This is a genomic window from Pseudomonas sp. 5C2, from assembly GCF_034314155.1.
GTDB lineage: Bacteria > Pseudomonadota > Gammaproteobacteria > Pseudomonadales > Pseudomonadaceae > Aquipseudomonas.
The window spans coordinates 1,577,693-1,602,616 of the sequence record NZ_JAVIWH010000002.1 but is presented as its reverse complement, the minus strand read 5'-3'; the positions used below and the strand labels follow the sequence as shown (position 1 = coordinate 1,602,616).

The window sequence follows — 24,924 nt, the reverse complement described above, 5'->3', positions numbered from 1 at the left end:
ATTTACCCACGGTTTTTGCCCGCGAGAGGCACCTAAGCAATGCAAAATTTGACTGCAGCAGAACTGGCCGCGTGGCTCGCGAATCAAACACGCGAGCAACCGCTATTACTCGACGTACGTGAGCCGTGGGAGTTTCAGACCTGTCACATTGCCGGCGCGTTGCCGATGCCGATGCATACCATCCCCGGGAAATTGTCCGAGCTGATTGCCGCGCAGCCGATTGTCTGCATCTGCCACCACGGCGTGCGCAGCCTGCAAGTCGCGTTGTTTTTAGAGCAGCAGGGCTTTACCCAGGTGGTCAACTTGACCGGCGGCGTGCATGCCTGGGCTGAGCAAGTTGACGGCGCGATGCCGACCTATTGAGTTGCCACGGCAGCGACTCTCGAAAACCTGACAGCAGGTAATAAACACATGAATTTGGATCGGATGTTCTTCTGGCGGCAGAGCTCGCGGCCAGCAACTCCCCCGTTAATTGACGATACAAGGCACTTGGCCATGCAGACCCCTGAGCAGAACCACGAGCAACGCCCCGCAGCGGCCCCGTCATCTCAGCCCTCCCCGCAGGCGGTGAGTGCCGACAAGCTGCCGGGTATCCGCCATATCATCGCCGTCGGCAGCGGTAAGGGCGGCGTTGGCAAGTCCACGGTGAGCGTCAATCTGGCGCTGGCGCTGCAGCAACTCGGCGCTCGCGTTGGGCTGGTCGATGCCGACATTCTTGGCCCGAGTATCCCCGGCATGCTCGGCATTGCCACCGATCAGCCGCCAGCGATGACCGCCGAGGGCCGGATGATTCCGGCCGAGCGGCACGGCCTTAAAGTGGTGTCGATGGGCATGCTCACCGGCGACGACAACCCGGCCGTATTGCGCGGGCCGATGGTGGGCAAATACCTGAAAATGTTCGTCGGCGGCGTGCAATGGGGGCCGTTGGATTACTTGATTCTTGATCTGCCGCCCGGCACCGGCGACACCCAACTGACGCTGGCGCAGAGTATGCCTCTGTCGGGGGTGGTGATCGTCACCACGCCGCAGGTGGTGAGCCTGAAGATCGCCCGGCGCGGTTTGCGCATGTTCGAGAAGGTGCAGGTGAAGATTCTGGGGCTCGTCGAGAACATGCGCACCTTTACCTGCCCGCACTGTGGCGAGAACACCGATATCTTCCGCCACGGCGGTGGCGAGGCGATGAGCGAGGAGCTTGGCGTGCCTTTTTTGGGTGCCTTGCCGCTGGATATCGATGTGGTCATCTGCGGTGATGAGGGCCGGCCGATTGTGGCGGCCCAGCCAAACTCGGTCAGCGCCAAGGTATATGCCAGCATCGCCACGGCGCTGATGGAGCAGGTCAACGCGGCGGTCTCCGTGTTGAAACCCTTCGTCTGGAAGTGGCACAGCAACGACGGCGCGCCCGGCTGGATGGCAGACGCGGCCCGGCCTGCTGGGTCGCAGAAGACTCCGATTGGTTTCCTGCGCCGCGATCCGCGGACTTTGTCGATCCTCTGGGAGGACGGACAGCGCGACGACTTCGACGTGCGCGACCTGCGCTTGGCCTGTCATTGCGCCCTCTGCGTCGAGGAGATGAGCGGCCGCCCGCTGCTCGATCCGCAGACGGTGCGCGCAGATGTCAGCCCGCAAAAGATCGTCAGCATCGGCAATTACGCGATCCAGTTCGATTGGAACGACGGCCATAACAGTGGGATCTATGCGTTTCACGACCTGCGTGCCTTAGGCGCGCGCGCGGCGACGGCGAGCGTTGAAGATGTCTGAGCGCCTGGCTGCCGAGCTGCCTGCGAGTCTGTCAGCGAGTTTGCCCGTGAGTCTGCCGGACAGCATGCCGGTGAGCATTCGTGCGCAGGTGTCACTGGCCGACCCCGACAGCTGCACGTTCGTGGTCAGCCGCCCCGTGCATCCGGGCGGCCCGTTCTTTTTCGGCAATAAGCAGCGGGCCGCCGGTTCGCCGCTTGGTGAGCGACTGTTCGCACTGCTCGGCGTGGCCAACGTGCTGATTGCCGAGAACGTGCTGACCGTTGGCAAGGCACCGAGCGCCGCGTGGTCAGGGCTGAAAGCCAGCATCGGCACGGCCATCCGCACGCAGCTGTTGAGTGGCGTGCCGGCGATCTTGGAGGTGCTTCTCTACAGCGGTGCGACTGGCAGATCCGATGCCGAGCTGCATGCGGTGGTTCAGGAGCTGCTGGACAAACAGGTGAATAAATCCATCGCCAATCACGGCGGCAAGATTTCGATTGTCGAGATTCTGCACGGCAAGCTGTTTATCGTCATGAGCGGCGGCTGTCAGGGCTGCGCGTCCTCGCAGGTGACGATGCGCCAGGGTTTTGAAGTTATGCTGAAAAGAGTCGCCCCCGAAATCGAAGAAATTGTCGATACCACTCACCACGCAGCGGGCAAACAGCCGTTCTTCCCGCGCCAAGAGGTGCCCTTATGAGCAATCGACTCGCCCTAGAAAGCGTCGCAGCGTCTGCCACCGTCGCCACCGTCGCCACGCTCGACGATCTCGCCACGTTGGCCAACTACTCGCTGATGGACACGCTCAACTGCGATCCTCAGGCGACAGCTGACGGCGACGACCATGCGCCGCGCCAAGTGTTCAGCGGCCACTATGTGCCGGTCAAACCCACGCCCATCGACTCCCCGGAGTACGTCGCACACAGCCAAAGCTTGTTCCGCGAACTGGGTTTTGCCGACAGCCTGGCGCAGTCGGCGGATTTCGTACGGATGTTTTCCGGCGACCTCAGCCAGGTTCCGCCGCCGCTGCGCAAGGTCGGCTGGGCGACGGGCTATGCACTGTCTATCTACGGCAAAGAATATTACCAACAGTGCCCGTTCCGCACAGGCAACGGCTACGGCGACGGTCGCGCTGTGTCCGTGCTGGAGGCCGTGATCAACGGTCGTCGCTGGGAAATGCAGCTCAAAGGTGGCGGCCGCACGCCGTACTGCCGAGGTGCGGACGGTCGCGCCGTGTTGCGCTCGAGTGTCCGCGAGTTCCTCGCACAGGAGCACATGCACGCGCTCGGCGTGCCAACCTCGCGATCGCTGAGTTTGTACGTGTCGAAAAACGAGCAGGTCCAGCGGCCGTGGTACTCACCGGGCTCGTACGCGCAGGACCCCGACCGGCTGGTAACGGAGGCCGTCGCCATCACGACGCGGGTTGCGCCGTCATTTATTCGGGTCGGCCAACTCGAGCTGTTCGCTCGCCGTGCGCGCAAACAGGAGCACCCGCAAGCGCTGCAGGAACTGGAGCAGTTGGTGTTGCACTTGATCGCGCGTGAGTACGCGGAGGTTATCGACCCGCAGCTTGGCACCCGCGCAAAAGTGCTGTTGCTGGCGCGTGCGTTCCGCAGCCGGCTGACCTCGCTGGTGGCCAACTGGATTCGCGTCGGCTACTGCCAGGGTAACTTCAACGGCGACAACTGCGCGGCCGGTGGTTTCACCCTCGACTACGGTCCGTTCGGGTTCTGCGAAGTGTTCGACCCGCACTACCAGCCGTGGACGGGTGGTGGAGAACACTTCGCGTTCCTCAATCAACCGGTGGCAGCGGAGCGCAACTTCCAGATGTTTTGCGCGGCCTTGCGGCCGTTGCTGAGCGCGCATCAGGGCGCTCTTGATCAGGAATGCTTGGATCAGAACAGCTTGGTTCAGGACAGCCTGCAGCAGCTCGAGGAGATTCGCAGTGGCTTTGCGGCAGTGATGCAAACGCAAATGGAGCAGATGTGGGCGGCCAAACTGGGGCTGGATAGGTTTCACCCCGCGTTGTTCAGCGAGCTGGAAACGCTTATGCGGCAAACGCCGGTCGATTACACCGTGTTCTTCCGCGAACTCTCGACGCTGCCTGACGACATGGGCCCACTGAAAAAAAGCTTCTATCCGGGCGCACAACAAAACAACGACGGGCTGCAGCAGCGTTGGTCCGAGTGGCTGACGTTATGGCAATCGTTGGTCGGCATCGGCAGTACCAGCAACACCAATACCGCAGCCCGCGACCGTGAGGCGCTGGCGAGGCAGATGAAACGGGTCAACCCGAAATACACGTTGCGCGAGTGGTTTCTTGTGCCAGCGTACAGCCACGCGAGCGCGGGCAACTACGCGCTCGTGCGCGAGCTGCAGGCCATCATGACCCAGCCCTACGCCGAACAGGCGCAGGCGGTGGAGGACGGCTACTACCGGCGCAAACCGGCTGAGTTCTTTAATGTCGGTGGCTTGTCGCATTTGAGCTGCTCGTCATGACGTCTCGAATACTGACGGGGGCGGCAGAGGCCGCTGCCGACGAGGCCGTCGTCGCCTACCACGAGCGGACTAAGCATCACTTTCACCGCTACGCCGCCGCGCTGGGCTACATGGATTGGGCAACGCAGCCCGACCCGTTTCGGCGCTACGCGGGAGCAGAACTGGTGCGTCTGCCGCTGCCCAAATCCGGCCGCCCGCTGGCGTATTGGCAGCTGTATGCCAGCGCGAGCGTGCCGCCGCTGCCATTATCGCTGGCGTCGGTCTCACTGTTTTTCCGCTATGCACTGTCGCTGACGGCATGGAAACAATCGGGTGATATCACCTGGCCGTTGCGGGTAAATCCCTCCAGCGGCAACCTGCATCCGACCGAGGGCTATGCCCTGCTGCCGGCGATTGAGCAGCTCGGCGTGGCGCCCGCCCTGTACCACTACGCGCCGAAGGAACACGCCCTGGAACGGCGCGCGGCGCTCACTGCTGCGCGCTGGAGCGAGCTAACCGAGTCCCTTCCGGCGGGCTCCTTCTTGGTCGGGCTGTCGTCGGTGCATTGGCGAGAAGCCTGGAAGTACGGTGAGCGCGCTTACCGTTACTGCCAACATGACGTGGGACACGCGCTGGCCAGCCTGCGTATCGCGGCAGCAGCGCTCGGCTGGAAGTTGCTACTCATCGACAACATCAGCGATAGCAGCTTATCCAACCTGCTGGGGCTAGACCGCGATGAGGATTTCACAGCGGCGGAACGCGAGAACGCTGATCTACTCGCGGTGATTTCCCCGAATATCCCCGGAACGGATTTAATCACCGCGCCACTGCGCGAGTCTGCGCCGCTGCCACAGCACGGCAGTGACGTGCTATGGCAGGGCAGGGCCAATCCACTGAGCCGCAACAACCGCGTCGAGTGGCCCGCAATCGACACCATTGCCCAGGCCACGCGCCGCGCCGCCAGCGCGCCTATTCAGGAGGATTTCGTAGGCTTTGCGGCGGAGAATGCGTTGTTCGACACGCCCATCCGTCAAGGCCGACTCACGGCGGAACAGGCTATTCTTGGCCGCCGCAGCGCAGTCGCCATGGATGGTGCGACGGCTATCTCGCGCGCCACACTCTTCGCCATGCTGGGCCGGCTGCTGCCAACCCAAGAGCGCAGTGCTATGCCCTGGGACGCAATCTCTTGGCGGCCGCGCATCCACCTCGGGCTGTTCGTGCACCGTGTCGACGGCTTGGTGCCGGGCCTCTACGCGCTGGTTCGTGATCCGCACAAGGTCGATAGCCTGAAGCGCGTGATGCATGCAGATTTTTTGTGGCAGCGCGTACCCGACTGTCCGCCCGGACTGCCCTTATACCTGCTGCGCGAAGGCGACTGTCGAGCGCAGGCGAGCGCCGTCTCCTGCGGCCAGAACATCGCCGCCGATGGTGCTTTTAGCGTGGCCATGCTTGCCGACTATATGGACAGCCTCGCGACCTATGGCGGCGGTTTCTACCGTAATCTGTTCTGGGAAGCCGGCATGCTTGGCCAAGTGCTCTACCTTGAAGCCGAAGAGGCGGGCATCCGCGCCACTGGAATCGGCTGCTACTTCGACGACCCCGTGCATGCCGCCTTCGGCATCGACACCCGCGAGTGGCAAAGCTTCTACCACTTCACCGTGGGCGGCCCAGTTGAAGACAATCGCCTGACAACCTTACCTGCGTGCGATTTTGAGTGAGCCCATGGCCAAAAAACTAACGCCACAGTTGAACGAAATCCACCTGATTGAAGCCGGTATGAGGCGTGGCGAAGAGATCGCTAGGAGCCATGAGCATGTGCACCACTCAGTGCAGTCACCTTATGTTTAAACCGCAGTCAATCCACGCAGCAAGGCCCTTATGACTACTCAGGTAATTACCCTCCTTGACCTGAGCGCCGCCAGCCCAGTATCTGTGATTGCGCCGCCCACGCCGGCCTCCGGCAGCACGCTCGCGGACACGCGCGGGCGGCTCTTGCGTGACCTGCGCATTTCGGTCACCGACCGTTGCAACTTCCGCTGCACCTATTGCATGCCCAAGTCTGTGTTCGACAAGGACTACCGTTTTTTGCCACAAGGCGAACTGTTGAGTTTCGATGAAATCACCCGCATGACGCGCCTGTTCGTCGCGCAGGGCGTCGAGAAAATTCGCCTCACCGGCGGCGAACCACTGCTGCGTAGAAACATCGAGGTGTTGATCGGGATGTTGAGCACGCTCAACACCCATGACGGCAAGCCCTTGGACATAGCCCTCACCACCAATGGTTCGCTACTGGCCAACAAAGCCCAAGCGCTCAAGGCGGCGGGCTTGCGGCGCGTCACGGTGTCGCTCGATTCGCTCGATGAGACTATCTTCCGGGCCATGAACGACGTGGCTTTTCCGGTGAGCGATGTCTTAAATGGCATCGACGCTGCACACGCTGCGGGCTTTACGGCCATCAAGATCAATATGGTGGTGAAGAAGGGTGTCAACGATCAGGACGTCGTTGCGATGGCTCGGCACTTCAAGGGTAGCGGGCACATTGTGCGCTTTATCGAATTCATGGACGTGGGCTCCTGCAACGGCTGGCGCATGAACGATGTCGTGACCTCGGCCGATATCGTGCGCATGATCAACGCCGAGATGCCACTCATCCCAGCGCAATCCAACTACCGTGGTGAAGTCGCTCAGCGCTGGGCGTATGCGGATGGCAGCGGCGAAATCGGTGTGATCTCCAGCGTGACGCAAGCCTTTTGCGCCACCTGCACGCGCGCCCGACTCTCTACCGATGGCAAGTTGTACACCTGCCTGTTCGCGCAGTCAGGGCATGATTTGCGCACGCTTATGCGTGCGGGTCAGAGCGACCAGCAAATCGCCGCTGCGATAGGTTTGATCTGGACCCCGCGTGAAGACGGCTACTCGCAAATTCGCACAGAGCAGACGGCGCGAAACAAGAAAGTAGAGATGTCTTATATCGGCGGCTGATTACACAAGCGCATTGGTCCAAACCAGGCTTCTAGGCACCCATGGGCTACTTATTGACCCAGCGCGGCATGCGTATATGTTCGCGAAAGCCACTTTAAGGATTTTCGAGATGACTGAGACCACTGACAATATGCGCAAATATTCCTCCCTCGTGGTGGATGGCGTCGAGGCCGCCCCGGCGCGCGCCATGTTTCGTGCCGTCGGCTTCACCGACGAGGACTTCAAAAAGCCGCAGATTGGCATTGCCTCGACCTGGGCCAATGTCACACCCTGCAACATGCACATCAACAAGCTCGCGCAAGAGGCCGAGAAAGGTGCCAATGCAGCGGGCGGCAAGGCCCTGATCTTCAATACCATCACCGTGTCGGATGGCATCGCCAACGGCACCGAGGGCATGAAGTATTCGCTGGTATCGCGTGAAGTCATCGCCGACTCCATCGAAACCGTGGTCGGCTGCGAAGGCTTCGACGGGCTCGTCGCCATTGGTGGCTGCGACAAGAACATGCCCGGTTGCCTGATCGGCATGGCGCGGCTGAACCGCCCGGCAATTTTCGTCTATGGCGGCACCATCAAACCCGGCTCCGGTCACACCGATATTATCTCGGTGTTCGAGGCCGTAGGGCAGCATGCCAAGGGCGATCTCGACCTGATTCAGCTTAAGCAGATCGAAGACACCGCCATCCCGGGCCCAGGCTCCTGCGGCGGCATGTACACCGCCAATACCATGGCCTCGGCCATCGAAGCCCTAGGCATGTCGCTGCCGGGCTCGTCGGCGCAGGACGCGATTTCCTCCGACAAGGCCTCGGACTGCTTCCGCGCCGGCCAGCAGGTGCTGGAACTGCTCGCTCGCGACATCAAGCCGCGCGACATCATGACGCGCAAAGCCTTCGAGAACGCCATCCGCGTCATCATCGCGCTGGCCGGTTCCACCAACGGCGTGCTGCACTTGTTGGCCATGGCCCATGCCGTGGATGTGCCACTGACCCTCGATGACTTCACTGAAATCGGCAAGACCACACCGGTGCTGGCCGACCTGCGTCCTTCTGGCCAGTACATGATGTCGGAGTTGGTCGCCATCGGTGGTATCCAGCCGCTGATGAAGCGCATGCTCGACGCCGGCCTGCTGCATGGCGACACGCTCACCGTCACCGGTAAGACCCTGGCCGAGAATCTCGCCAATGTCGCCGACTACCCTGCCGGTCAGGACATCATTCGGCCCTTCGACAACCCGATCAAGAAGGACTCGCACCTGGTCATCCTGCGCGGCAACCTCGCGCCGACCGGCTCAGTCGCCAAGATCACCGGCAAGGAAGGTCTGCGCTTTGAAGGTACTGCTCGTGTCTACCACGGCGAGGAAGCCGCGCTGGCCGGCATCCTTAATGGCGAAGTGGTCGCCGGCGATGTCATCGTAATCACTTACGAAGGCCCCAGGGGCGGTCCTGGCATGCGTGAAATGCTCTCGCCAACCTCGGCAATCATGGGTAAGGGGCTGGGTAAGGACGTCGCACTCATCACCGATGGCCGCTTCTCCGGCGGTTCGCACGGTTTTGTGGTTGGCCACATCACGCCGGAAGCCTTTGATGGCGGCCCGATTGCACTGATCGAGAACGGCGACAAGATCACCATCGATGCCGAAACCCGCGAGATCAGCGTAGGTGTCAGTGCTGCCGTGCTGGCCGAGCGCCGTGCGCGTTGGACACAACCGGCCCCGCTCTATACACGAGGTGTGCTGGCTAAGTACGCAAAGCTGGTGTCCAGCGCCGCGCAAGGAGCCGTTACCGATAAGTAGACCGAGCAGTTGTCGATTGATATATATGAAAAGGAGCGCTTCAGGCCCCGATAATTGGAGAAGTCACCTACACGTAAAAGCGTATCTACAGCGTATTAACGTTGTACGTATCCATAAATAATGCTCGCTGTACAGGAAAGCACTCGTCATCGGATATGGTCACTCCTGGGGCACGACGGAGGCTGGCGGAATTCACTGACCCAGCCGAACACTAAGCGAATGATCATCTTGCGCTGAATTTCAGCGGCTCCATGTAGGGCAGTAAAAATCAGCAGTGTAGGCTGTAGGCGATTTACTAGGCAGAAAACTGCGTCGGACGCAAGCTTATAGCGGCTGGACCGTGCACGATTCGTGCGAGGGAGGACACCATGACAATGCCGAACGAGCGCACGCGCGCACTCATCCAGACGCGAGACTTTCTGGCCGAGCTTGCAGAAGATTCCGCGCTTTCAGCGTCCATGCGACGTCAGGCCCGCCAGCTGTTACGGCATTATCCCAATGCCAACGAGATCCTGCGGGCCGGGCAGCTCGAAGAGCGAAGGGTCGACCGACTGACCGAGCCCTTCCTGAGCTCCAGCATCGATTGACCGTAGTGGCAACTCATCATCAGCCCAAAGCCGCTGATCCTGGTCTGTGGATACGTAGAGGGTAAATGGCTCCATCGCCTTATCGACCTAGGGCGTTATGGAACTCCACTGGCGCTCAATGGCGCTTCCGGTTAGACAGGCGTTAGCTCATATTCCTTTGGATGGGCAATCATTGGGGGGAAGTGTTAATGAGCACTTCAACTGCGACTCGACGTCCGGCAAAAAAGAAAGAGGTGTCCCGAGAGGAGGGCATCGCTGCCTTTTGGCGATTCAGTTCCGATCGAGAGCCGCTGACGGAGTCGGAGCGGCTGCACCAAATAAAAGTAGGGTTTCCCACTGACCTAATCCAGGTTGTTCGCTTGGCCTTTGACCTTCAAGACCGCCACCTGGAAACGCTGCTCAATGCATCAACTTCGGCGCTTGAACGACGGCGGCGCGAGCAAAAGAACCTTGATCCTGTGGCCTCCGAGCGTTTGGACAGAATTGCTGTGGTCAGTCACTTGGCCGAGGAGATATTAGAGACACCAGTGACTGCCGCACATTGGATGTCGACACCGAATAAAGCGCTCGGAGGGACTGCACCGATCATGCTCTGCGAAACTGAGATAGGGGCCAAACAAGTTCGCCGTGTCCTTCAGGCCCTTGAATGGGGCGGTTCAGCCTGATGAGGGTATGGCGAGGTGCACGCTGTTAGGGAAAGGAATCTTTCCCCTAACCGCATAAAACAGCCGCAAGGACAAAAATTGTTTACTTAAGCCTAAAGCTCTACGCACAGCGTAAGCAGCGCGCCAAGTACGAAATGCAGCCACCGAGAGCCCTCGATCGTATCGGAATTTACCAGCATTCCCCCAGTGAAGACTCGCAGAGCACTCCTCTAACCAACCTAAACACAGGCAAGGCCGCGCCGAAATAATGCACGGAACTGTTAACGCCGTGAATGGTTAAGCAGTATGACTATGATGGCTTTTTGCTAACTTTCCATTCGGCCTCTGCGCTGCAGTGGCGCCGTTGTGACCACTCACACAGGATGTGTTTCAGACATGCATGCAGCGCTTTTCCAAGGACCTGTCATTGGCCGATGCGCACGAGGAGCATTCTACGGGAGGCTTTTTGAACAGTTTCCGAATGGAACTTGAGCGCTGGGCGGGACCGAGAGTCGACGCCATGGGCTAAGCGGTATCGCCGATGAGGCGATCCGGCTTGATATCGAACTGTTCCTCGACCCGCTCAATCATGATCTTGGTGCTTTCGACCTCGGCTGTTCGATGAGCCGGTGTTGGCTCCACATCCATGATCACACCATGCTCGACATTAATCAGGTAGTTCGTCGAGTACGCGAAGAACGCCGGGCCTCCTGGAGCTGCTGTCCAACGAGATAGTGGATCGGTCAGCGATAGGCGCTTGGGTAGTGTTTCTGCAAGCGCCTCTTCATCGAGCGCTTCAAGATACTCACGTACGGCACGAGTGCTGAGCAACGGGTCACTCCAGTTGACCTCTTCATCGCCTGGTACGCCACGCTGCCGACTGGCATCCGCCTTGATGACGCTGGCGTCCACGGCAAAGCCTTAACCCTTGACCAGACCTGCGTCCATGCAGCGACGGAGCACCTCGTTGAATAGCCAGCGAAACAGAGAGCTGTCGCGGAAACGACCGTGCCTATTCTTGGAAAACGTAGAATGATTGGGGACTTCGTCTTCGAGGCTCAAGCGGCAAAACCAGCGATATGCCAGGTTCAAATGAGCCTCTTCGCACAACCTGCGCTCGGAGCGAATACCGTAGCAGTAGCCCACGATCAGCAGGCGAATCATCAGTTCAGGATCAATCGAGGGACGCCCTATCGGGCTGTAAAAGTCGGCGAGGTAGTGGCGTAGATCGCTCAGATCGAGGCATCGATCAATATTGCGCAGGAGGTGATTTGATGGGATGTGATCTTCAATGTTGAACGAGTAAAACAGCCGCTCCTGTCCACTCAACAATTGTCCCATCATGCTGCGAATCCTCCCGCTGGCTGATGACCTTATTTTGCCGCAGGCCAGGCAGGAGATCTACTTTTTCAACAGAATCGGCCAAAAGCTGACGTTCCATATCACCAGCGAGGTGACCAACCAGAATCAAATTATGAGCTAAACTCAGAAAATTTGATGGGGAGATAGCGAAATGGCTGACGAAATTAAAAGAGTTGAATCATTGAATATCCCTGTGGGTGTTATCTCCACGCACCTCAGGCACATACCGGCAGCAATGACAAAGGCGTATGTGAGAAGGGAGCAGCTAGCTGGAGAGAGGGAGGCGTTCAGCCAGAAACAAAAGCCTCAATAGACCATCGGTATTTACCTCGACAGGGTCGCTTGTGGCAGCAGCGGTATGTTCGCGCTGTCGCCACAGTGAGCTATGGGTCGGTTGCAGTCTTCGCGTCAGGCAGAAATCGGCCCAGAGTGTGTAAAAACGCTTCGCCAAAATTGAAGTGTGCGCGGCTACGTTAAATCTGAAATTTATTGGCACGTCTGCAGATGTGGATTTTGCGTAGACGCGTGATTTTCAGTCTGGTTTTGAGTACCTGTCGCGCTGAAAAACGTTTTTACACAGCCTCGGCCAGAAGCGGCCATTCGGAGGCGTCTAGAAGTTAAGGGGCAATTCAAGTAGGCTTGTGCCAGCGCCTGACTAAGAAAAATTCATACTTTCAAAAAAATGGCTGAAAATCTTTACCCCCTTCTATCAAGCCAGTTCGCCCTCTTTTTTCAAATATGTATGTGGTGCATACGGCGTTCAGCACTATCAAATTTTTTTATTCTGTTAGAGGGACGTTCATGTATCGGGAAAAAATTATCAAAATCTAAAGGTACATCTATGGTGAGACTATCATCAATTTAACTGCGAATGCCAATTATATTCAAAAGCTCATGGCTTTGGAGCGTTAAAGTGCGAAAATTAAACGACTCTATTTGATATATTTTGAGATCAATACTGCCTTAGGGGTGTATCGGAAAGAGTTCGTGTGCGCGCAGGTTTATTGAAGAAATTAGTATAAGCGAGCCCCTGTAGTCGCGAATCGTGAGAAAAGGCAAAAACAGGGAGCGATAATCAAGAAATAAGGGAGGGATGCCGCAGTGAGCAATAACGAATCCAGAAAAATAAGTTGGTTGCATTTGTCTGACTTTCATATGGGGAAGGAAGGGTATTCCCAGCGCTCCGTACTGAGAAAAATAGTTGATAAGGTTAAAGAGAAAGTTGAAAAGGAGGGCGAGCCCGATTTTATTTTCGTTACGGGAGACATCGCTAACAATGGACTGAAGGCCGAGTATGAAAGTTTTTGGGAGCAGTTGGTCGAACCGCTTGAAGCGTTCATGCCCACATTGCTGACCGACAAACTGTTCATGATCCCTGGTAACCATGACCTCAACAGGGATAAAAACGATGCGTTTGATCGAACTCTTCTCCTGAAGCCTACTGGGCCATACTTCTATCCAGAGGAAAGCTCCCTGAAACGCCGCGATATTGTAGTGACAAGGTTTGAAGATTTTATCGCGCACGATATAACGGGATATTCTGACCTCTTCAATAAAAAGGAGGGGGCATATTCAGTGACGATTGAAAAAAATGGGTGTGCTGTTGGTATTGTGGGAATAAATACCGCGTGGCTCTGCAAGGACGAGCATGATTACAAGCGATTAACTCCTGGAAAATCTTTAGTAGAAACTGCCCTTTCCAACACAAAGGGGGCAGAGTTGACTATTGTGCTCGGTCATCATCCAATAGACTGGTTTTCTACCGACCACGGTCGGCCGAGATTGATTATGCTTGTATAGAGTTCACTGCCCGGTGGGTCTTCGATTTTCGATGTTGACCAGTCGTTGCCCAGCGCGAAGGTCTACTTTTGGCCGATTGTTGTCCGTGGCGAAGGGTTGAAAACGACCGATTCTGTTGAAAAAGTCGGCCTTAGTTTCCATGGCAAAAAAGTACGCGCCTGAGATTGAAATCAAGAATTCTCGCAGAGGCATTCGGACTGAGATTTCACGTAGCAGCGTGCTAAAAGGCGCTTTCACCGATCAATTTTTCGGCCGTTTGAGAAAACCGACTTTTTCAACACAATCGACCCATTCCTGACGTTCACGAGACATCATAAATTAGCCAGAAGCATTCCGTCTGGATATGCCCGAAGGGCACCTCTACTAGCCGTTTGGACTAACTTAAGCCAGGTTCTTGGAGTGGCTCAGGTTTTAATCTTTCTAATGGTGAAGCTGAATATTCGGAAAATATAGTGGGTTAATATTAAAAAGCCGATGACGGCTACTACAGACGCACCTATTCCGACTAGTTTGTCGACTTGGTCGTTAGCGAAGGTAATTCCATAGAGTTTAGCAAGAGGCTGCATTAACTCCGGTGATAGCGTGGCGGATGCAATGATTCCGAAGATAATAGTGATTCTGCGAGTATAAGACTCCGACATAACTTTGTCATCTAATTCAAGAGCCTTGCGAACTGTCTCGATTTTTTTGTGTAGGAGTTTGCATACTGTAGTCAAATGGTCTCCACGTTTGACTTCTTCTAGGTATTCAGCTATCTCTCCATACTTATGTGCGGAAATTAACGACTCTTCAAACATTAGTATTTTCAGTTCTAGCCGCGCCACATCGATCGCTGTCTTGCATGTATTGAGGCCTAGCGAAGCGTATGAGTAGTATATTCGGACAAAATGCGACGCTTCATTCAATACCTGAATGTCTGAAGTCAGATTATTGAAAGTGTAGACCTTATCCTGTTCGATGAAAGACTCTACCTGTGCCGATGATAGCACTAGAGAAACCGCCTCAGAGTAGAAGTTATTAAAGTCGTCGAAGTTGCGCATATCGCCATGAGTTAAAGCGGCATGAGCTGCGTTGCTAGGAAGATATGTCCGAGTCATCACGCTATTTACTAGACATTTATGTGTGGCCCAGTTTTCGATTGAGCTCACTTGTTGTCTGGTATGCTCTCTAATATAGATGATGGGCTTTCCGTTCCAGTACTCACCAATTGAATCATCACGATACTGCCTGCCAATCCAGTTGATACTCGTTTTGACCGATCCACTAGCTACTGCCTTGGCAACTACTGATAGCAGGTTTCTTGCAATATCGGTGAGTGTGAATTGGTCGGTGTGTACAAGTTCGTAAGTTGTTAGGCGCTCATCTAAAAACTTTAGTTCTTCCGGTGCATTCAGAGCCGATTCAATAGTGACTTCGAAAGCTTTTCTCTGCGAAACTCTCTCTTGTAGAGTCAGTTGTGATATTTGACACTCGGTACAAGCCAAGTACAATTCTTTTTCGCAAAGAACTGAGTTTATATTGCGCTGCGACTTGTTTACCTCGTTGCCAATTACCTCGCGAACAGTCGCGCCTTCAAAACCAAACACTGATGACATAGATATGCTTATTATTCCACCTGAATAAATTCTAATATATGGAATAAATGCTTCATACTCTTCATTGTCTTCGGCCTTTATCGCAATTGGTCGCATGAAGATTCGTGCGCTTTCAGCAGGAAAACCAAAAGCTGTATTAAATAATTTCTTATCTGACAGCAGTAGATTAAGAGCGTTGGATAACGAATAAATATTAGAGTCGCCGGGGTTGGCGCTAACAAAGTCATCGTGCCCGCTGATGGTCATGCCTTGTTCGGAAATTGTCGTTTCAATGCTAAGTAGCTTTATTCTCAGTCTGCCGTTTTCTCTAAAAAATATCTTGCCACTGCTGTCCAGCGCAAAGCTAAATGCTTCCGACGTTACAAGTGTTTCACAAATGTCAGCAATATCTACACTTCCATTTATTTTGGAGGAATAGAGGAAATTCACCTCGCCCGAATAATTATCTTCCTCCGTCGTTTTACTGCCTTGTTTTGGTTCTGCTTCTAAGTTAGGAGCTTCCATTAACTAGTTTTCCTTGTAGCTAATGATCGATGCGGGCGGGTTGAGAGATTGACACTACTCCCGGCAAGTATCAATGATCGCATGCTGGGTACTTCCTCGCTACGACAAAGCTTAAGCCAGTCACGGAAGATGGCGGAAAGAGTGAGTGCTATGTCACTGAATAGCCCAGCGCTTCCTTGACGCAATACAGAGACGAATACGAGCTCCCTAACGGGCTGCTTTTGGCCGATTCTGTTGAAAAAGTATCTCCCCTTTGGCGCTTGCGGCAAAATTGCTGCATTGGTCTTCGGAGGTGTTGCCGCTGACAATGGTCACGCTCCGGACGCTTTGCCGACCTCTACAGTCCTAGACCTAGCAATGCACATCCTTATCCTGAGGATCGCTTCGCGTCACATGACCCGAGGCAGGAGCCGTATGCGGTAGTTCCGCACGTACGGATTTGTGGGTGGCGGCAGGTAACTGCCATCCCTACCGCGACTCGAATGCCTAGCCAGAGGTAATGTATATCCGCAAAAGTCTGACCAATAGGACAGGGCTTCGCCGCCCTTTGCCCAAACTTCGTGCTTTGAACCTCCGGCTTATAGATAAACATTGAGTATGAATCTCTGCCGGGAATTTCATCAGTCTCCGGCAGCAGATGCACCGAATCCGAATGCAATGGCCCAGTCCTTTGCGCTTTCGAACATGGTGCCGCAAGACCCCACCAATAACCGAAAGATCTGGAGCAAGGTCGAGTCTGATGTCAGAAAGTTCGCGAAGCGAGCCGATGGCAATGTCTTCGTCTTTACCGGACCGCTCTTTGACGCTGGCCATACCACTATTGGCGACAACAAGGTCTGGGTACCTACTCGCCTGTTCAAGCTGGTCTACGACGCTTCGTCCAAGCGGGCCTGGGCCTATGTGTTACCCAACGCGGAAACCCGCATCGAGAGACCCATGGACTATGAGACATTCGTGAAAACCACTGGACTCAACCTGTTGGAGAACCTACCGGTCTCTGGTTCGGTGGTTCGTTCTTGATCTTCGAGAGTCCACGGTAAGCGGGCAGGCTCACACCTTGGCTTGCGAAATACGCACAGACGATCACGGCTCGGGCAGTCCCTGCACAACCGGTTCGATCAACCGCATCAGCCCTTTGGCCAACGGGGTAACCAAACCGCTGACGTTAGTCGTCTTTGTATCATCACATGCACAGACGACGGGTCAGATCATTCAGAAGCCATCGGCCCGCTTTGCCTAAAGCGCGATCTTGCATGTGCGCTGCGTAGATCGTCAGTGTGTCTGGTGTGCGCTGAAGTTCGGCGGTTAACTCAAGCGGCACGAGGCGTCCTGAAGTCAGATGATCCGCGATGAGATGCTCCGGCATTCGGCACCAGCCGAACCCGGCGAGCAAAAAATCCAGCCGTCGTGCCAGATCTACAAACCGCCACTGGTGGCTGCCCGTCACCCCATAGCTAGGGCCGTCGGGAGCGACCGGATCGGAAAGTACCAGTTGCACAAAAGGCTTGAGGTCTGCACTTGTTGCCCGACGGCCTAACATAGCCAGGGGATGCCCGCTGGCGACTACTGGCCTCAAGTCGACACTCAGCAGCGGCAGTGCGATGACATCGTCGGGCACTGTCGGAATCAATGTGCAAAGCGCCAGTGCCGCATCGCCGTTGCGCAATCGGCGCTCTGCGCCGCCTAAGCCTTCTGTAGAAAAACTCACTGCCAGATGCGGAAAAGCCTCACGGAGAGCGCGGAGGCTTTCGATGAGCGGTGCGCTAGGGACTAAAGGGTCTATGGCGAGAGCTAACTCCGGCTCAACCCCTGCTGCCGTACTTGCGGCCATTGCTTCAAACTGGGCAGCGCTTGCCAGCACAGCGCGCGCTTGAACCACTAGCACTCGACCTACCTCAGTGATAGTTGGACGATGGCCGCTCCGATCAAACAGCCTCACACCTTGAACTGACTCAAGTGTGGCAATCGACTGGCTAATGGCAGATTGAGCACGCCGCAGGTGACGTCCCGTTGCCGAGAAACTGCCTGTATCAGCAATGGTTACAAGGATCCGCAACTGATCCAAGCTGAGATTTCCGATCATGACCCATCACTTAAACAGATGGATTCAATCATATTTACATCACTCCTGCGTAGAGATCGCATTGGGTAGAGTGTGTAGCACATCGCCTAAAGCGACAACGCAAAACATACCGCCGCGTCACCGCGCAGGAGTTACTTTCATGTCCAGGCTTCTCTCCATTGAAACCAGTCCACGTGGAGAGGCTTCAATCTCCCGGCAGCTCACGCGCCAATTTGTGGCCGCGTGGGAAACTGCACACCCAGGCGGCGTGGTCAAAATACGGGATCTAACGGACACTCAACTTACGTTTGTGACCGCTCCCTGGTTACAGGCTTACTTCACCCCGCAAACCCAAAATTCGCCTGAAATGAAAGCTGTGTTGCAGCTATCCGATGAGCTTGTGGCCGAGTTGCTGGAAACCGATCACCTGGTTATTTCAACGCCGGTCTACAACTATAACGTCCCTGCGGCGCTGAAGGCGTGGGTGGATCACGTGGTACGTAAAGGCCTGACCTTGGGCTTTGATGGTAAAGGGCTGGTGACCGGTAAAAAGGCAACGGTGCTGCTCGCCTCGGGCGGTGTCTACACCCACGACTCTCCGATTAGAGACCGTGACATTGCGACCCAATATTTGAAACTGATCCTGAATGTCCTGGGTATCACTGACGTCACCTTTATTGCGGCCGGCGGCGCTAAGGCTGTAGATCTCGGAGAAATCAGCATGCACGATTTTCTAGATACATTTGATCATCAAATTCAAAAGTCGCTGGTTTAGACAGCATTTCTCCTAGCCCATACGATTCTGCTCTATCGACTTCGCGTGGTTAAACGGGCATCCACTTATGCGGCAGCAACTGATCGATTTCACTCGCCCGCTGCGTTGGCAGGCGCGTGAGGACGACCTTCAAATAAGCATACGGATCATGTCCGTTGAGTCGCGCCGATTGGATCAAACTCATGATCGCCGCTGCCCGTTTGCCGCTGCGCAGCGAGCCCGCAAACAGCCAATTCTTGCGACTTAGCGCCCACGGCCGAATCTGGTTTTCGGCCCAATTATTGTCAATGGGTACGGCCCCGTCTTCGAGATAGCGAGACAACGCCGTCCAGCGTTTGAGGCTGTAATCCAAAACCTTGCTGATCGCCGAGCCGTCGTGCACAAGCAGGCGCTGGGCGATCATCCAGGCATGCAAAGCGTCCATCACCGGTATGGCTTTTTCTTTCCGTATTCGACGGCGTAAATCCGGCTCCAGATCGTAGACTTCAAGCTCGATTTCGTACAGCTGCTGGATGTAGCGCAAGGCCTGTTCGGCGAGCTGGCTCTTGTTGACTGCGCTGGCTCTACAGTCTGTGACGTCCGCGCATTCCATCATCTTTCTTGGTCTGTTGCCGCTCGCCACCGCCGTTTTCGGTGTTTTGCGTGGTGGCGAGCGCCTTCGGCCTGCGTTCTGGTTTTTTTCGGTTCTGGGAAGCGTGCTGGTTATGGGGTTCGCCTTTTTCCAGGGTCTGACAGCGTCTGCCGAAGGAGACATTCTGATGCTGTTGGCAGTCCTTGCATGTGGTCTTGGTTATGCCGAAGGGGCGAAGCTTTCCAGAACACTGGGAGGTTGGCAGGTAATTTCCTGGGCATTGGTTATTTCGACACCTGTTGTGGCACCGCTGACTTGGTTCCTGAGACCCAATTCGTTCTCGGGGATCACTACGCCTGTATGGTTAAGCCTGGCTTACGTCTCGCTCTTCAGCATGCTGATCGGTTTCGTATTTTGGTATCGCGGGCTTGCCCAAGGGGGTATTGCTGCCGTTGGACAGCTTCAGCTTCTACAGCCTTTCTTTGGATTGGCGCTGGCGGCCACATTACTTCACGAGCAGGTCAGCATTGGCATGCTGGGGATAACCGTTGCCGTGATCCTCTGCGTTGCTGGAGCGAGAAGATTTGCCAAGTAGCCGCTCATGGCCAAAGTTGCCTTGCAACGCTGGAGTGATTGGGTACTTTATCTTCAAGGCTCGACCGGCAGAACCAGCGATCCCTGGCAGTTGCTGTCTTGTCGGCAAGCGGACACTGGAACAGTCCATGACCGCAGGGCGATTCATTAGGGCGCGTCGGGCTTTTAGCGAATGGTCAGGTATTTTTTCTTCCGCCAGGGCCTTGGCCACTACGGCAGGTAAGCTTCCGGGCGCCCTTATACGCATCTGCTTGTTCAAATTAAAACGACCGAACACAACCGTGATGTCAGAAACCGAGACGTCAAACTCTCGGGCGAGAAACTTGACCATGTGGTCAGTCGCCCTGCCTGCTACGGGTGCGGCAGTGACGCTAACCTTGAGTTGACTTCCTTTCGCCTTGCCGATGGCATCCTTTTTTGCACTCGGAGTTCCAAGTATGTTCAGAACTAGAACCTCTCCATCCCACCCACAAAACGAGGACATCTCAACGCCACGGCCGGAGGATTTTTTACTGGTAATTGCTCGTGCTTTTTTCACATGGATCCTGCAGAGGTCGGATAAAAATGCCTAGCTGTAAATAGACATCAAATGGTGCATATCTGGTTCGATTCAGAGCTGCGAAGCGGCTTCGGCTTGAATGGGTTGTTAGGCCGCGTCCTTGCGGTACGTGCCATCGGAATGAATAGCCCAATCAAATTTGTAAATTCCGGTGGTGCATAAGCTACATAGATCAGCTCTCAGAAGAAATGATTGAGTCGTGACTGGATTCAGCCGCTAGCTTCAATCGGTCAGCTTTATTAATGTATTTAGACTTGCTTGGCGGTGCCAATTTGTCACTGGCCTTTTTGGCGTGAGCCTTTAATAACTGTTTTATTTTTTTACGACGATTCATATTTCTTTTGCTCGGTTTGTAAGTTCTTGCATGATATCAGCTTGAAATATTGGGCCAGATCCCTGTGGTGCGCAATTAGTGCATAACCTTGAAAATAGGCGATGAATCGCCCCTGGTATCCTGAAAGCCTCCGAATGACCGCCCCTGGCGGAATGACCAAGACAGAAGCTTGCCTTATTCACTTCAGATTCTGCTCGATCCAATCCGCCGCCGTCATCAGATCAATACCGTTTGCAGCATTGAAAGTGTTGTGCTTATCCCAAGCGACTCCTTTGCCTTCAGCGAACACGGCTCGATACTTTCGCATCTGTTCGTCTGGAGCAGCAGCGAGATCGTTGTTCAGTTTGGGAACGCTCCATTCGACGCGAGATACTGTGCGATTGAGTGTTGCATCAACTGTGTCCGCCAATTGTGTATAGGTCAGGGTGTCTCCAGCGATGAAAATCACCTCGTTAGCGAGGCGTGGGTCGGCGAATATAATCTTCGCCGTCAGCATTCCTATGTCCTTCGGCGTTGTTACGGTGACCTGGGTGTCCCAGCTGCCTAGCGCATGAACCGTATTCTGTGCAAGATCAACCACGCCAAACGCTGGCTCGAACAGGAAGCTTGTGAACATCCCGGTCGAAATGATGATCCATTCGGTAGTGCGTTGCGCACGCAGTAGCTCGCGGACCTCAAGTTGCTCATCAAACAGATCCTGCGGACTGCCTTTGCCGATGACGTCGTAGTCCACCCCAAATTGCCAAGGCACATAGCGCTTTACGCCTGACACAAGCGCGGCGCGCGCAAGCTTCAGCTGAGTGCCGGCTCCTGCGATAAAACCTACGCAACTGACAACCGTGTCGAATCGGCCGAAATGCTCTGCAAGTTCTTCAACTGAATCGTGAATGACATCAGCCTGCAAAGTGTCTATGCCTAGCCCACGCAATTCTGCAATCGCGTGCATCTTTGAAGCGTCTTGAGTGGTGACCGCCGATGGACGCAGCAGTACAGTAATGCGAGCGCCACCTTTGCTTAACGCGACCATAGCAAGCTCGCGCAGTACAGACATGCCGAGCTCCCCAGCCCCCAGCACCAGAATATTGACCGTTTCTCCAGGAATTACCGCGTGCATAAACTTCCTCCAGTTTGCTGTTCAATGGTGAGTGGTTGTTATCCTGTCATCATTGGGGCCTGCTCATAAGTAGGCACACGAGTGATCCTGGGGGGCGAATGGATAACGAAGAAATCATCAGGCAATCTCAAGCCGCGTGCGAAGCATTGAGTGCAGAAGACGACGGATTGAAGCGAGAAGTGCTCACTCACGCAGGTAATCGCTGGTCTTTGGGAATCGTCCACACATTAGGTGTGGAAGGGCCGTTGCGGCATGCGGAAATAGGTAGGCGTATGAATGGGGTGACGCAACGAATGCTGACTCGCAGCTTGCGACAGCTGGAAAGGGACGGTTTGGTTTTACGTCGGGATTACGGCGAAATACCACCGCGTGTCGACTATGAATTGTCGGAACTGGGGTATGGACTTCTTGCGCGGATGATTCCGTTATGGATGTGGGTCGCCGAAAACGCTGAAAACTTTCGTGATGCTCGTATTCTCTACGGCTCTGAAAATTTGACGGGTACAAAGTGACTGCTCTTGGCCGGCTCCTGCTTGTCACAATTGACAGAAATCGATCCTGAATAAACTCATCGAGTTCGAATGGCGTGATGTGTAGATCGGTACTGAACGTCCCGCCGGCATTGGCGATGCCTGCGCTTTGAGACGCTTGCCCAATTGTGCGATGGTGGCTTCCCCGGGTTTCTCGCTCCAGGCGCCAGCTCGACTGAAAACGGTTGAGATAGTTGTATATCTAGATATTCAGCAGGCTCGCGGGATGATGAACCGGTCGGCCAGTATCTGCCGACGTGTCTCGATTCAACGGTACCGTGATGATGTACGGTCTTTATGTAATGTCGGTTTCTATGATCCTGAGCCAAGGCCAGCGAGCTTGATAACTGTTCGCCTTCTGCTCGAACAAGTCTGGCTGGTGATTTTTGGGATTGATACGAAGAACCCCCTGCTCGACGTCGGCCAAGCCGTAGGGCGCATAGATCTCACCCGTTTCAGCATCCAGCCCAATACACGTACCCGCAATCAGGTAACGATCAATACCGTCTTTAACCGACAGAAGTTGAGGATAAGACCTGCCAAACCGCTGACTGTACCAAAGGTGGACGCGAGCCTGATTCTTGATATCAACGTTAACGTCAAGGTCTTGGAAGAGACGCTGAGCCGAGTTGATGACCTCATTCTCGGCCTCCCAAGACAGATCGTTGTCGAAGTAAAAAACGTCGTAATCCTTTACTCCCCACGCTGACGGCAGGTGCGACTGATGATTCCAGACCGCTTGGAACAGACAGCCCGCAGTGAGCATGCATTGACTCAAACCGAGTGAGGGCAAGCGTAAGGTAATTTCAGCGTTTATTGGATTGGCCATTGCTATCCTGACCAACCTTTCGACAGTCAATGTCATTTTTATCCCTTTGGAGTCGATCGAGCCCGAGTGACCGACAATACATCAAAGCATAATAAAATTTCGCGAAGGACAGCCCTTTTACACGCTCGGGGCCATAAGCAGCGCGCCGACAGTGCCAACTTCGTCCGGGGTGTCGCGGCGTTTTTACCCGCCGATACCTCAATCATGTGCCGGTATCCCTCACCCCGAGGATCGATCAATCATCTCTCGCGAGTGGGGTAGAGATGACGATTACATGGGGCACGGTCAATTCTCTTTTTGCTTAGAAAAAATACCGGGAGTCATGATTCCGACGGTACCGCCGCTCGCTGATGTGCAGTAGGCGGTTATTAACCGCCTGTCATTCGTAGTACGGCTTCGGGCAACCGGGCACCCTGCACCACGATCTTTGACGCGGCCGAATCAATCATTCGCAGGTCATCGCCGGTGAGCTCCACTGCCATCGCGCCGAGGTTCTCGTCGAGCCGATGCAATTTGGTCGTTCCGGGAATGGGCACAATCCATGGCTTTTGCGCCAATAGCCACGCGAGTGCTATTTGTGCAGGCGTCGCATCCTTGCGCAGCGCGACGTCGCGCAGCAGATCGACCAGCGCCAGATTCGCCTTGAGCGCTTCTGGAGCGAGGCGCGGAACACGCGAGCGGAAGTCGGAACTGTCGAACCGTGTGTTCTCGTCCATTTTGCCGGTCAGGAAGCCCGCACCCAATGGGCTGAAGGGTACGAAACCGATGCCGAGTTCTTCGAGCGTCGGCAGTATTTCGGCTTCCGGTCCCCGGAAGAGCAGGGAGTATTCGCTCTGGACCGCTGTCACCGGCTGCACGGCATGCGCTCGGCGAACCGTGGCCGCTGCTGGCTCCGAGAGGCCGAAGTGGTGAACCTTGCCTTGCGCGATCAGGTCCTTGACCGCTCCGGCCACATCTTCGATAGGCACGGCCGGGTCGACGCGGTGCTGGTAGAACAGATCAATTGCGTCAATCTTGAGGCGCCGTAGCGAGGCTTCCGCGACCGCCTTTATGTGCTCGGGCCGGCTGTCCAGTCCGCCTCGGCGCTGTGCCGTCTCCGTGTCGAGGTCGAAGCCGAACTTGGTGGCAATGGAAACCTGGCCCTTGAACGGCGCGAGCGCCTCGCCAACAAGCTCTTCGTTGACGAATGGGCCATAGACCTCGGCCGTGTCGAAGAATGTGACGCCTCTCTCTACCGCCATACGGATCAGCGCGACATCTCTTGCTTGTCGGCCGGAGGGCCGTAGTTGGCGCTCATGCCCATGCAGCCCAGACCGAGCGCCGAAACGGTGAGACCATTGTGGCCCAGTTGACGTGTTTTCATGTGCGTGTCCTTGTCGTTAACCGATGACAATTACTTTAGGCAGCCTGCCTCGGAATGACTAGACTGCTGAATCGACATGCACTTAGTAGGTAGGCTTATCAATGGCGCGCTTCGATGACTTGGCCAGTTTTGCGGCCGTGGTACGCGCGGGCAGTTTCACCCGCGCGGCCGCACAGCTAGGGGTGACGCAATCCGCGCTCAGCCAGACCATCCGCACTTTGGAACGGAGACTGGACCTGAAGCTTCTCAACCGGACCACGCGCAGCGTTGCTCCCACCGAAGCGGGCGAACGCTTGTACCAAACTGATCGTCGCCGCAGCGCTGTCCGGGAACGGTCTGGCATGGCTGCCCCTCAATGCTGTCGAGGAACACGTTGCGCAGGGTAGGCTGGTGTCGGTACTTGACGAGTGGGCGACAACGTTTACCGGCTACCACGCTTACTACGCCAGTCGACGTGCCTCGCCCGCATTGATGTTGGTCGTGGAGGCGTTGCGGCCTCCAGAAAACCGGTGAAGGTATTGGGGCAGTGGAACCGTTATAGGTTGCAGATTGATGCAAATCAGCGATGCCTTGGCTGACGTGTCGATCTGCCCGTACTCCGTCACGGGCAAGGCGGAAAAAGCACGCTAGACTAAAAATCATGTGCGGCGCCCGGCAAGTCCGCATCAACCAGTACCTGGGTCTAGGCGTATGGGCTTCCAGGTTCAAGCGGGTCATT

At 55.5% G+C, this 24,924-nt stretch carries 20 protein-coding genes and 6 pseudogenes; 17 read left to right on the top strand and 9 right to left on the bottom strand.

Going from position 1 to position 24,924, the window contains the following annotated elements; translation table 11 throughout:
• Window positions 1-39: 39 nt before the first annotated feature.
• The 9 genes from RGU44_RS08045 (at window position 40) to RGU44_RS08005 (ending at window position 10,235) form a co-directional block, all read left to right on the top strand.
• Window positions 40-363, top strand: coding sequence for a rhodanese-like domain-containing protein (locus tag RGU44_RS08045; protein WP_322179037.1), 324 nt, complete (start codon window positions 40-42; stop codon window positions 361-363).
• 132 nt (window positions 364-495) lie between these two features.
• Window positions 496-1,758 (top strand): P-loop NTPase, encoded by a 1,263-nt coding sequence (locus RGU44_RS08040; protein WP_322179038.1) that lies wholly within the window; start codon window positions 496-498, stop codon window positions 1,756-1,758.
• Window positions 1,751-2,434, top strand: coding sequence for a NifU family protein (locus RGU44_RS08035; protein ID WP_322216561.1), 684 nt, complete (start codon window positions 1,751-1,753; stop codon window positions 2,432-2,434). The genes RGU44_RS08040 and RGU44_RS08035 overlap by 8 nt, the downstream gene beginning before the upstream one ends.
• Window positions 2,431-4,233 carry a protein adenylyltransferase SelO gene (locus RGU44_RS08030; RefSeq protein ID WP_322179040.1) on the top strand — a complete coding sequence of 601 codons (1,803 nt, stop codon included), beginning with the start codon at window positions 2,431-2,433 and terminating at the stop codon, window positions 4,231-4,233. The genes RGU44_RS08035 and RGU44_RS08030 overlap by 4 nt, the downstream gene beginning before the upstream one ends.
• The gene (locus RGU44_RS08025; RefSeq protein WP_322216559.1) at window positions 4,230-5,930 is read left to right on the top strand and encodes a SagB/ThcOx family dehydrogenase; all 1,701 of its coding nucleotides are present in this window, start codon (window positions 4,230-4,232) and stop codon (window positions 5,928-5,930) included. The genes RGU44_RS08030 and RGU44_RS08025 overlap by 4 nt, the downstream gene beginning before the upstream one ends.
• Window positions 5,931-6,090: 160 nt before the next feature.
• Window positions 6,091-7,194 carry a GTP 3',8-cyclase MoaA gene (gene moaA, locus RGU44_RS08020; RefSeq protein WP_322179042.1) on the top strand — a complete coding sequence of 368 codons (1,104 nt, stop codon included), beginning with the start codon at window positions 6,091-6,093 and terminating at the stop codon, window positions 7,192-7,194.
• Between the two features lie 109 nt (window positions 7,195-7,303).
• Window positions 7,304-8,983 carry a dihydroxy-acid dehydratase gene (gene ilvD / locus RGU44_RS08015; protein WP_322179043.1) on the top strand — a complete coding sequence of 560 codons (1,680 nt, stop codon included), beginning with the start codon at window positions 7,304-7,306 and terminating at the stop codon, window positions 8,981-8,983.
• A 368-nt stretch (window positions 8,984-9,351) separates the two neighbouring features.
• Window positions 9,352-9,570, top strand: a complete 219-nt coding sequence (locus RGU44_RS08010; RefSeq protein WP_322179044.1) for a BPSL0761 family protein — start codon at window positions 9,352-9,354, stop codon at window positions 9,568-9,570.
• Window positions 9,571-9,758: 188 nt separating this feature from the next.
• A complete protein-coding gene (locus RGU44_RS08005; RefSeq protein WP_322179045.1) occupies window positions 9,759-10,235 on the top strand; it encodes an antitoxin Xre/MbcA/ParS toxin-binding domain-containing protein in 477 nt (158 codons plus the stop codon).
• Window positions 10,236-10,742: 507 nt separating this feature from the next.
• On the opposite strand, the pseudogene RGU44_RS08000 reads toward RGU44_RS08005, so the two are convergent.
• Window positions 10,743-11,558 (bottom strand): annotated as a pseudogene (locus RGU44_RS08000) (transposase); the annotation flags it as partial.
• 169 nt (window positions 11,559-11,727) lie between these two features.
• Here RGU44_RS08000 and RGU44_RS07995 point away from each other — a divergent pair.
• Together RGU44_RS07995 and RGU44_RS07990 are read left to right on the top strand one after the other, a co-directional pair.
• Complete coding sequence (locus tag RGU44_RS07995) at window positions 11,728-11,889, top strand: hypothetical protein (protein WP_322179046.1); 162 nt, start codon at window positions 11,728-11,730, stop codon at window positions 11,887-11,889.
• A 788-nt stretch (window positions 11,890-12,677) separates the two neighbouring features.
• On the top strand, window positions 12,678-13,376 hold the full coding sequence (locus RGU44_RS07990; RefSeq protein WP_322179047.1) for a metallophosphoesterase: 699 nt from the start codon (window positions 12,678-12,680) through the stop codon (window positions 13,374-13,376).
• Between the two features lie 404 nt (window positions 13,377-13,780).
• Here the strand turns inward: RGU44_RS07990 and RGU44_RS07985 are convergent, their stop codons facing one another.
• The gene (locus tag RGU44_RS07985; protein ID WP_322179048.1) at window positions 13,781-15,475 is read right to left on the bottom strand and encodes a hypothetical protein; all 1,695 of its coding nucleotides are present in this window, start codon (window positions 15,473-15,475) and stop codon (window positions 13,781-13,783) included.
• Window positions 15,476-16,093: 618 nt separating this feature from the next.
• Between RGU44_RS07985 and RGU44_RS07980 the strand changes: the two are divergent.
• Window positions 16,094-16,495 (top strand): annotated as a pseudogene (locus RGU44_RS07980) (DNA/RNA non-specific endonuclease); the annotation flags it as partial.
• 163 nt (window positions 16,496-16,658) lie between these two features.
• Here the strand turns inward: RGU44_RS07980 and RGU44_RS07975 are convergent.
• On the bottom strand, window positions 16,659-17,558 hold the full coding sequence (locus RGU44_RS07975; protein ID WP_322216557.1) for a LysR family transcriptional regulator: 900 nt from the start codon (window positions 17,556-17,558) through the stop codon (window positions 16,659-16,661).
• 139 nt (window positions 17,559-17,697) lie between these two features.
• On the opposite strand from RGU44_RS07975, the gene RGU44_RS07970 reads away from it, so the two are divergent.
• The gene (locus tag RGU44_RS07970; protein WP_322216555.1) at window positions 17,698-18,312 is read left to right on the top strand and encodes an FMN-dependent NADH-azoreductase; all 615 of its coding nucleotides are present in this window, start codon (window positions 17,698-17,700) and stop codon (window positions 18,310-18,312) included.
• Between the two features lie 49 nt (window positions 18,313-18,361).
• Here the strand turns inward: RGU44_RS07970 and RGU44_RS07965 are convergent.
• A pseudogene (locus RGU44_RS07965) lies at window positions 18,362-18,868 on the bottom strand (IS66 family transposase); the annotation flags it as partial.
• On the opposite strand from RGU44_RS07965, the pseudogene RGU44_RS07960 reads away from it, so the two are divergent.
• A pseudogene (locus RGU44_RS07960) lies at window positions 18,858-19,478 on the top strand (DMT family transporter); the annotation flags it as partial. The pseudogenes RGU44_RS07965 and RGU44_RS07960 sit on opposite strands and share 11 nt — an antisense overlap.
• Here RGU44_RS07960 and RGU44_RS07955 read toward each other — a convergent pair.
• From RGU44_RS07955 to RGU44_RS07945, 3 genes are all read right to left on the bottom strand, one after another.
• On the bottom strand, window positions 19,389-19,961 hold the full coding sequence (locus RGU44_RS07955) for a DUF167 family protein (RefSeq protein WP_322217790.1): 573 nt from the start codon (window positions 19,959-19,961) through the stop codon (window positions 19,389-19,391). The pseudogene RGU44_RS07960 and the gene RGU44_RS07955 sit on opposite strands and share 90 nt — an antisense overlap.
• Before the next feature lie 247 nt (window positions 19,962-20,208).
• Complete coding sequence (locus RGU44_RS07950; protein WP_322179052.1) at window positions 20,209-20,370, bottom strand: DUF2986 domain-containing protein; 162 nt, start codon at window positions 20,368-20,370, stop codon at window positions 20,209-20,211.
• Between the two features lie 178 nt (window positions 20,371-20,548).
• Window positions 20,549-21,484 (bottom strand): aromatic alcohol reductase, encoded by a 936-nt coding sequence (locus RGU44_RS07945; protein WP_322216553.1) that lies wholly within the window; start codon window positions 21,482-21,484, stop codon window positions 20,549-20,551.
• A gap of 98 nt (window positions 21,485-21,582) precedes the next feature.
• Between RGU44_RS07945 and RGU44_RS07940 the strand changes: the two genes are divergently transcribed.
• Complete coding sequence (locus tag RGU44_RS07940) at window positions 21,583-21,996, top strand: helix-turn-helix domain-containing protein (protein WP_322179054.1); 414 nt, start codon at window positions 21,583-21,585, stop codon at window positions 21,994-21,996.
• 313 nt (window positions 21,997-22,309) lie between these two features.
• On the opposite strand, the gene RGU44_RS07935 is transcribed toward RGU44_RS07940, so the two are convergent.
• Together RGU44_RS07935 and RGU44_RS07930 are read right to left on the bottom strand one after the other, a co-directional pair.
• A complete protein-coding gene (locus RGU44_RS07935) occupies window positions 22,310-22,879 on the bottom strand; it encodes a nucleotidyltransferase family protein (RefSeq protein ID WP_322179055.1) in 570 nt (189 codons plus the stop codon).
• 332 nt (window positions 22,880-23,211) lie between these two features.
• Window positions 23,212-24,206 (bottom strand): annotated as a pseudogene (locus tag RGU44_RS07930) (aldo/keto reductase).
• A 101-nt stretch (window positions 24,207-24,307) separates the two neighbouring features.
• Between RGU44_RS07930 and RGU44_RS24985 the strand changes: the two are divergent.
• Together RGU44_RS24985 and RGU44_RS24980 are read left to right on the top strand one after the other, a co-directional pair.
• Window positions 24,308-24,511: pseudogene (locus RGU44_RS24985) on the top strand (LysR family transcriptional regulator); the annotation flags it as partial.
• Window positions 24,474-24,719 (top strand): LysR substrate-binding domain-containing protein, encoded by a 246-nt coding sequence (locus tag RGU44_RS24980; protein WP_407074645.1) that lies wholly within the window; start codon window positions 24,474-24,476, stop codon window positions 24,717-24,719. The pseudogene RGU44_RS24985 and the gene RGU44_RS24980, both read left to right, overlap by 38 nt.
• Window positions 24,720-24,924: the final 205 nt, after the last annotated feature.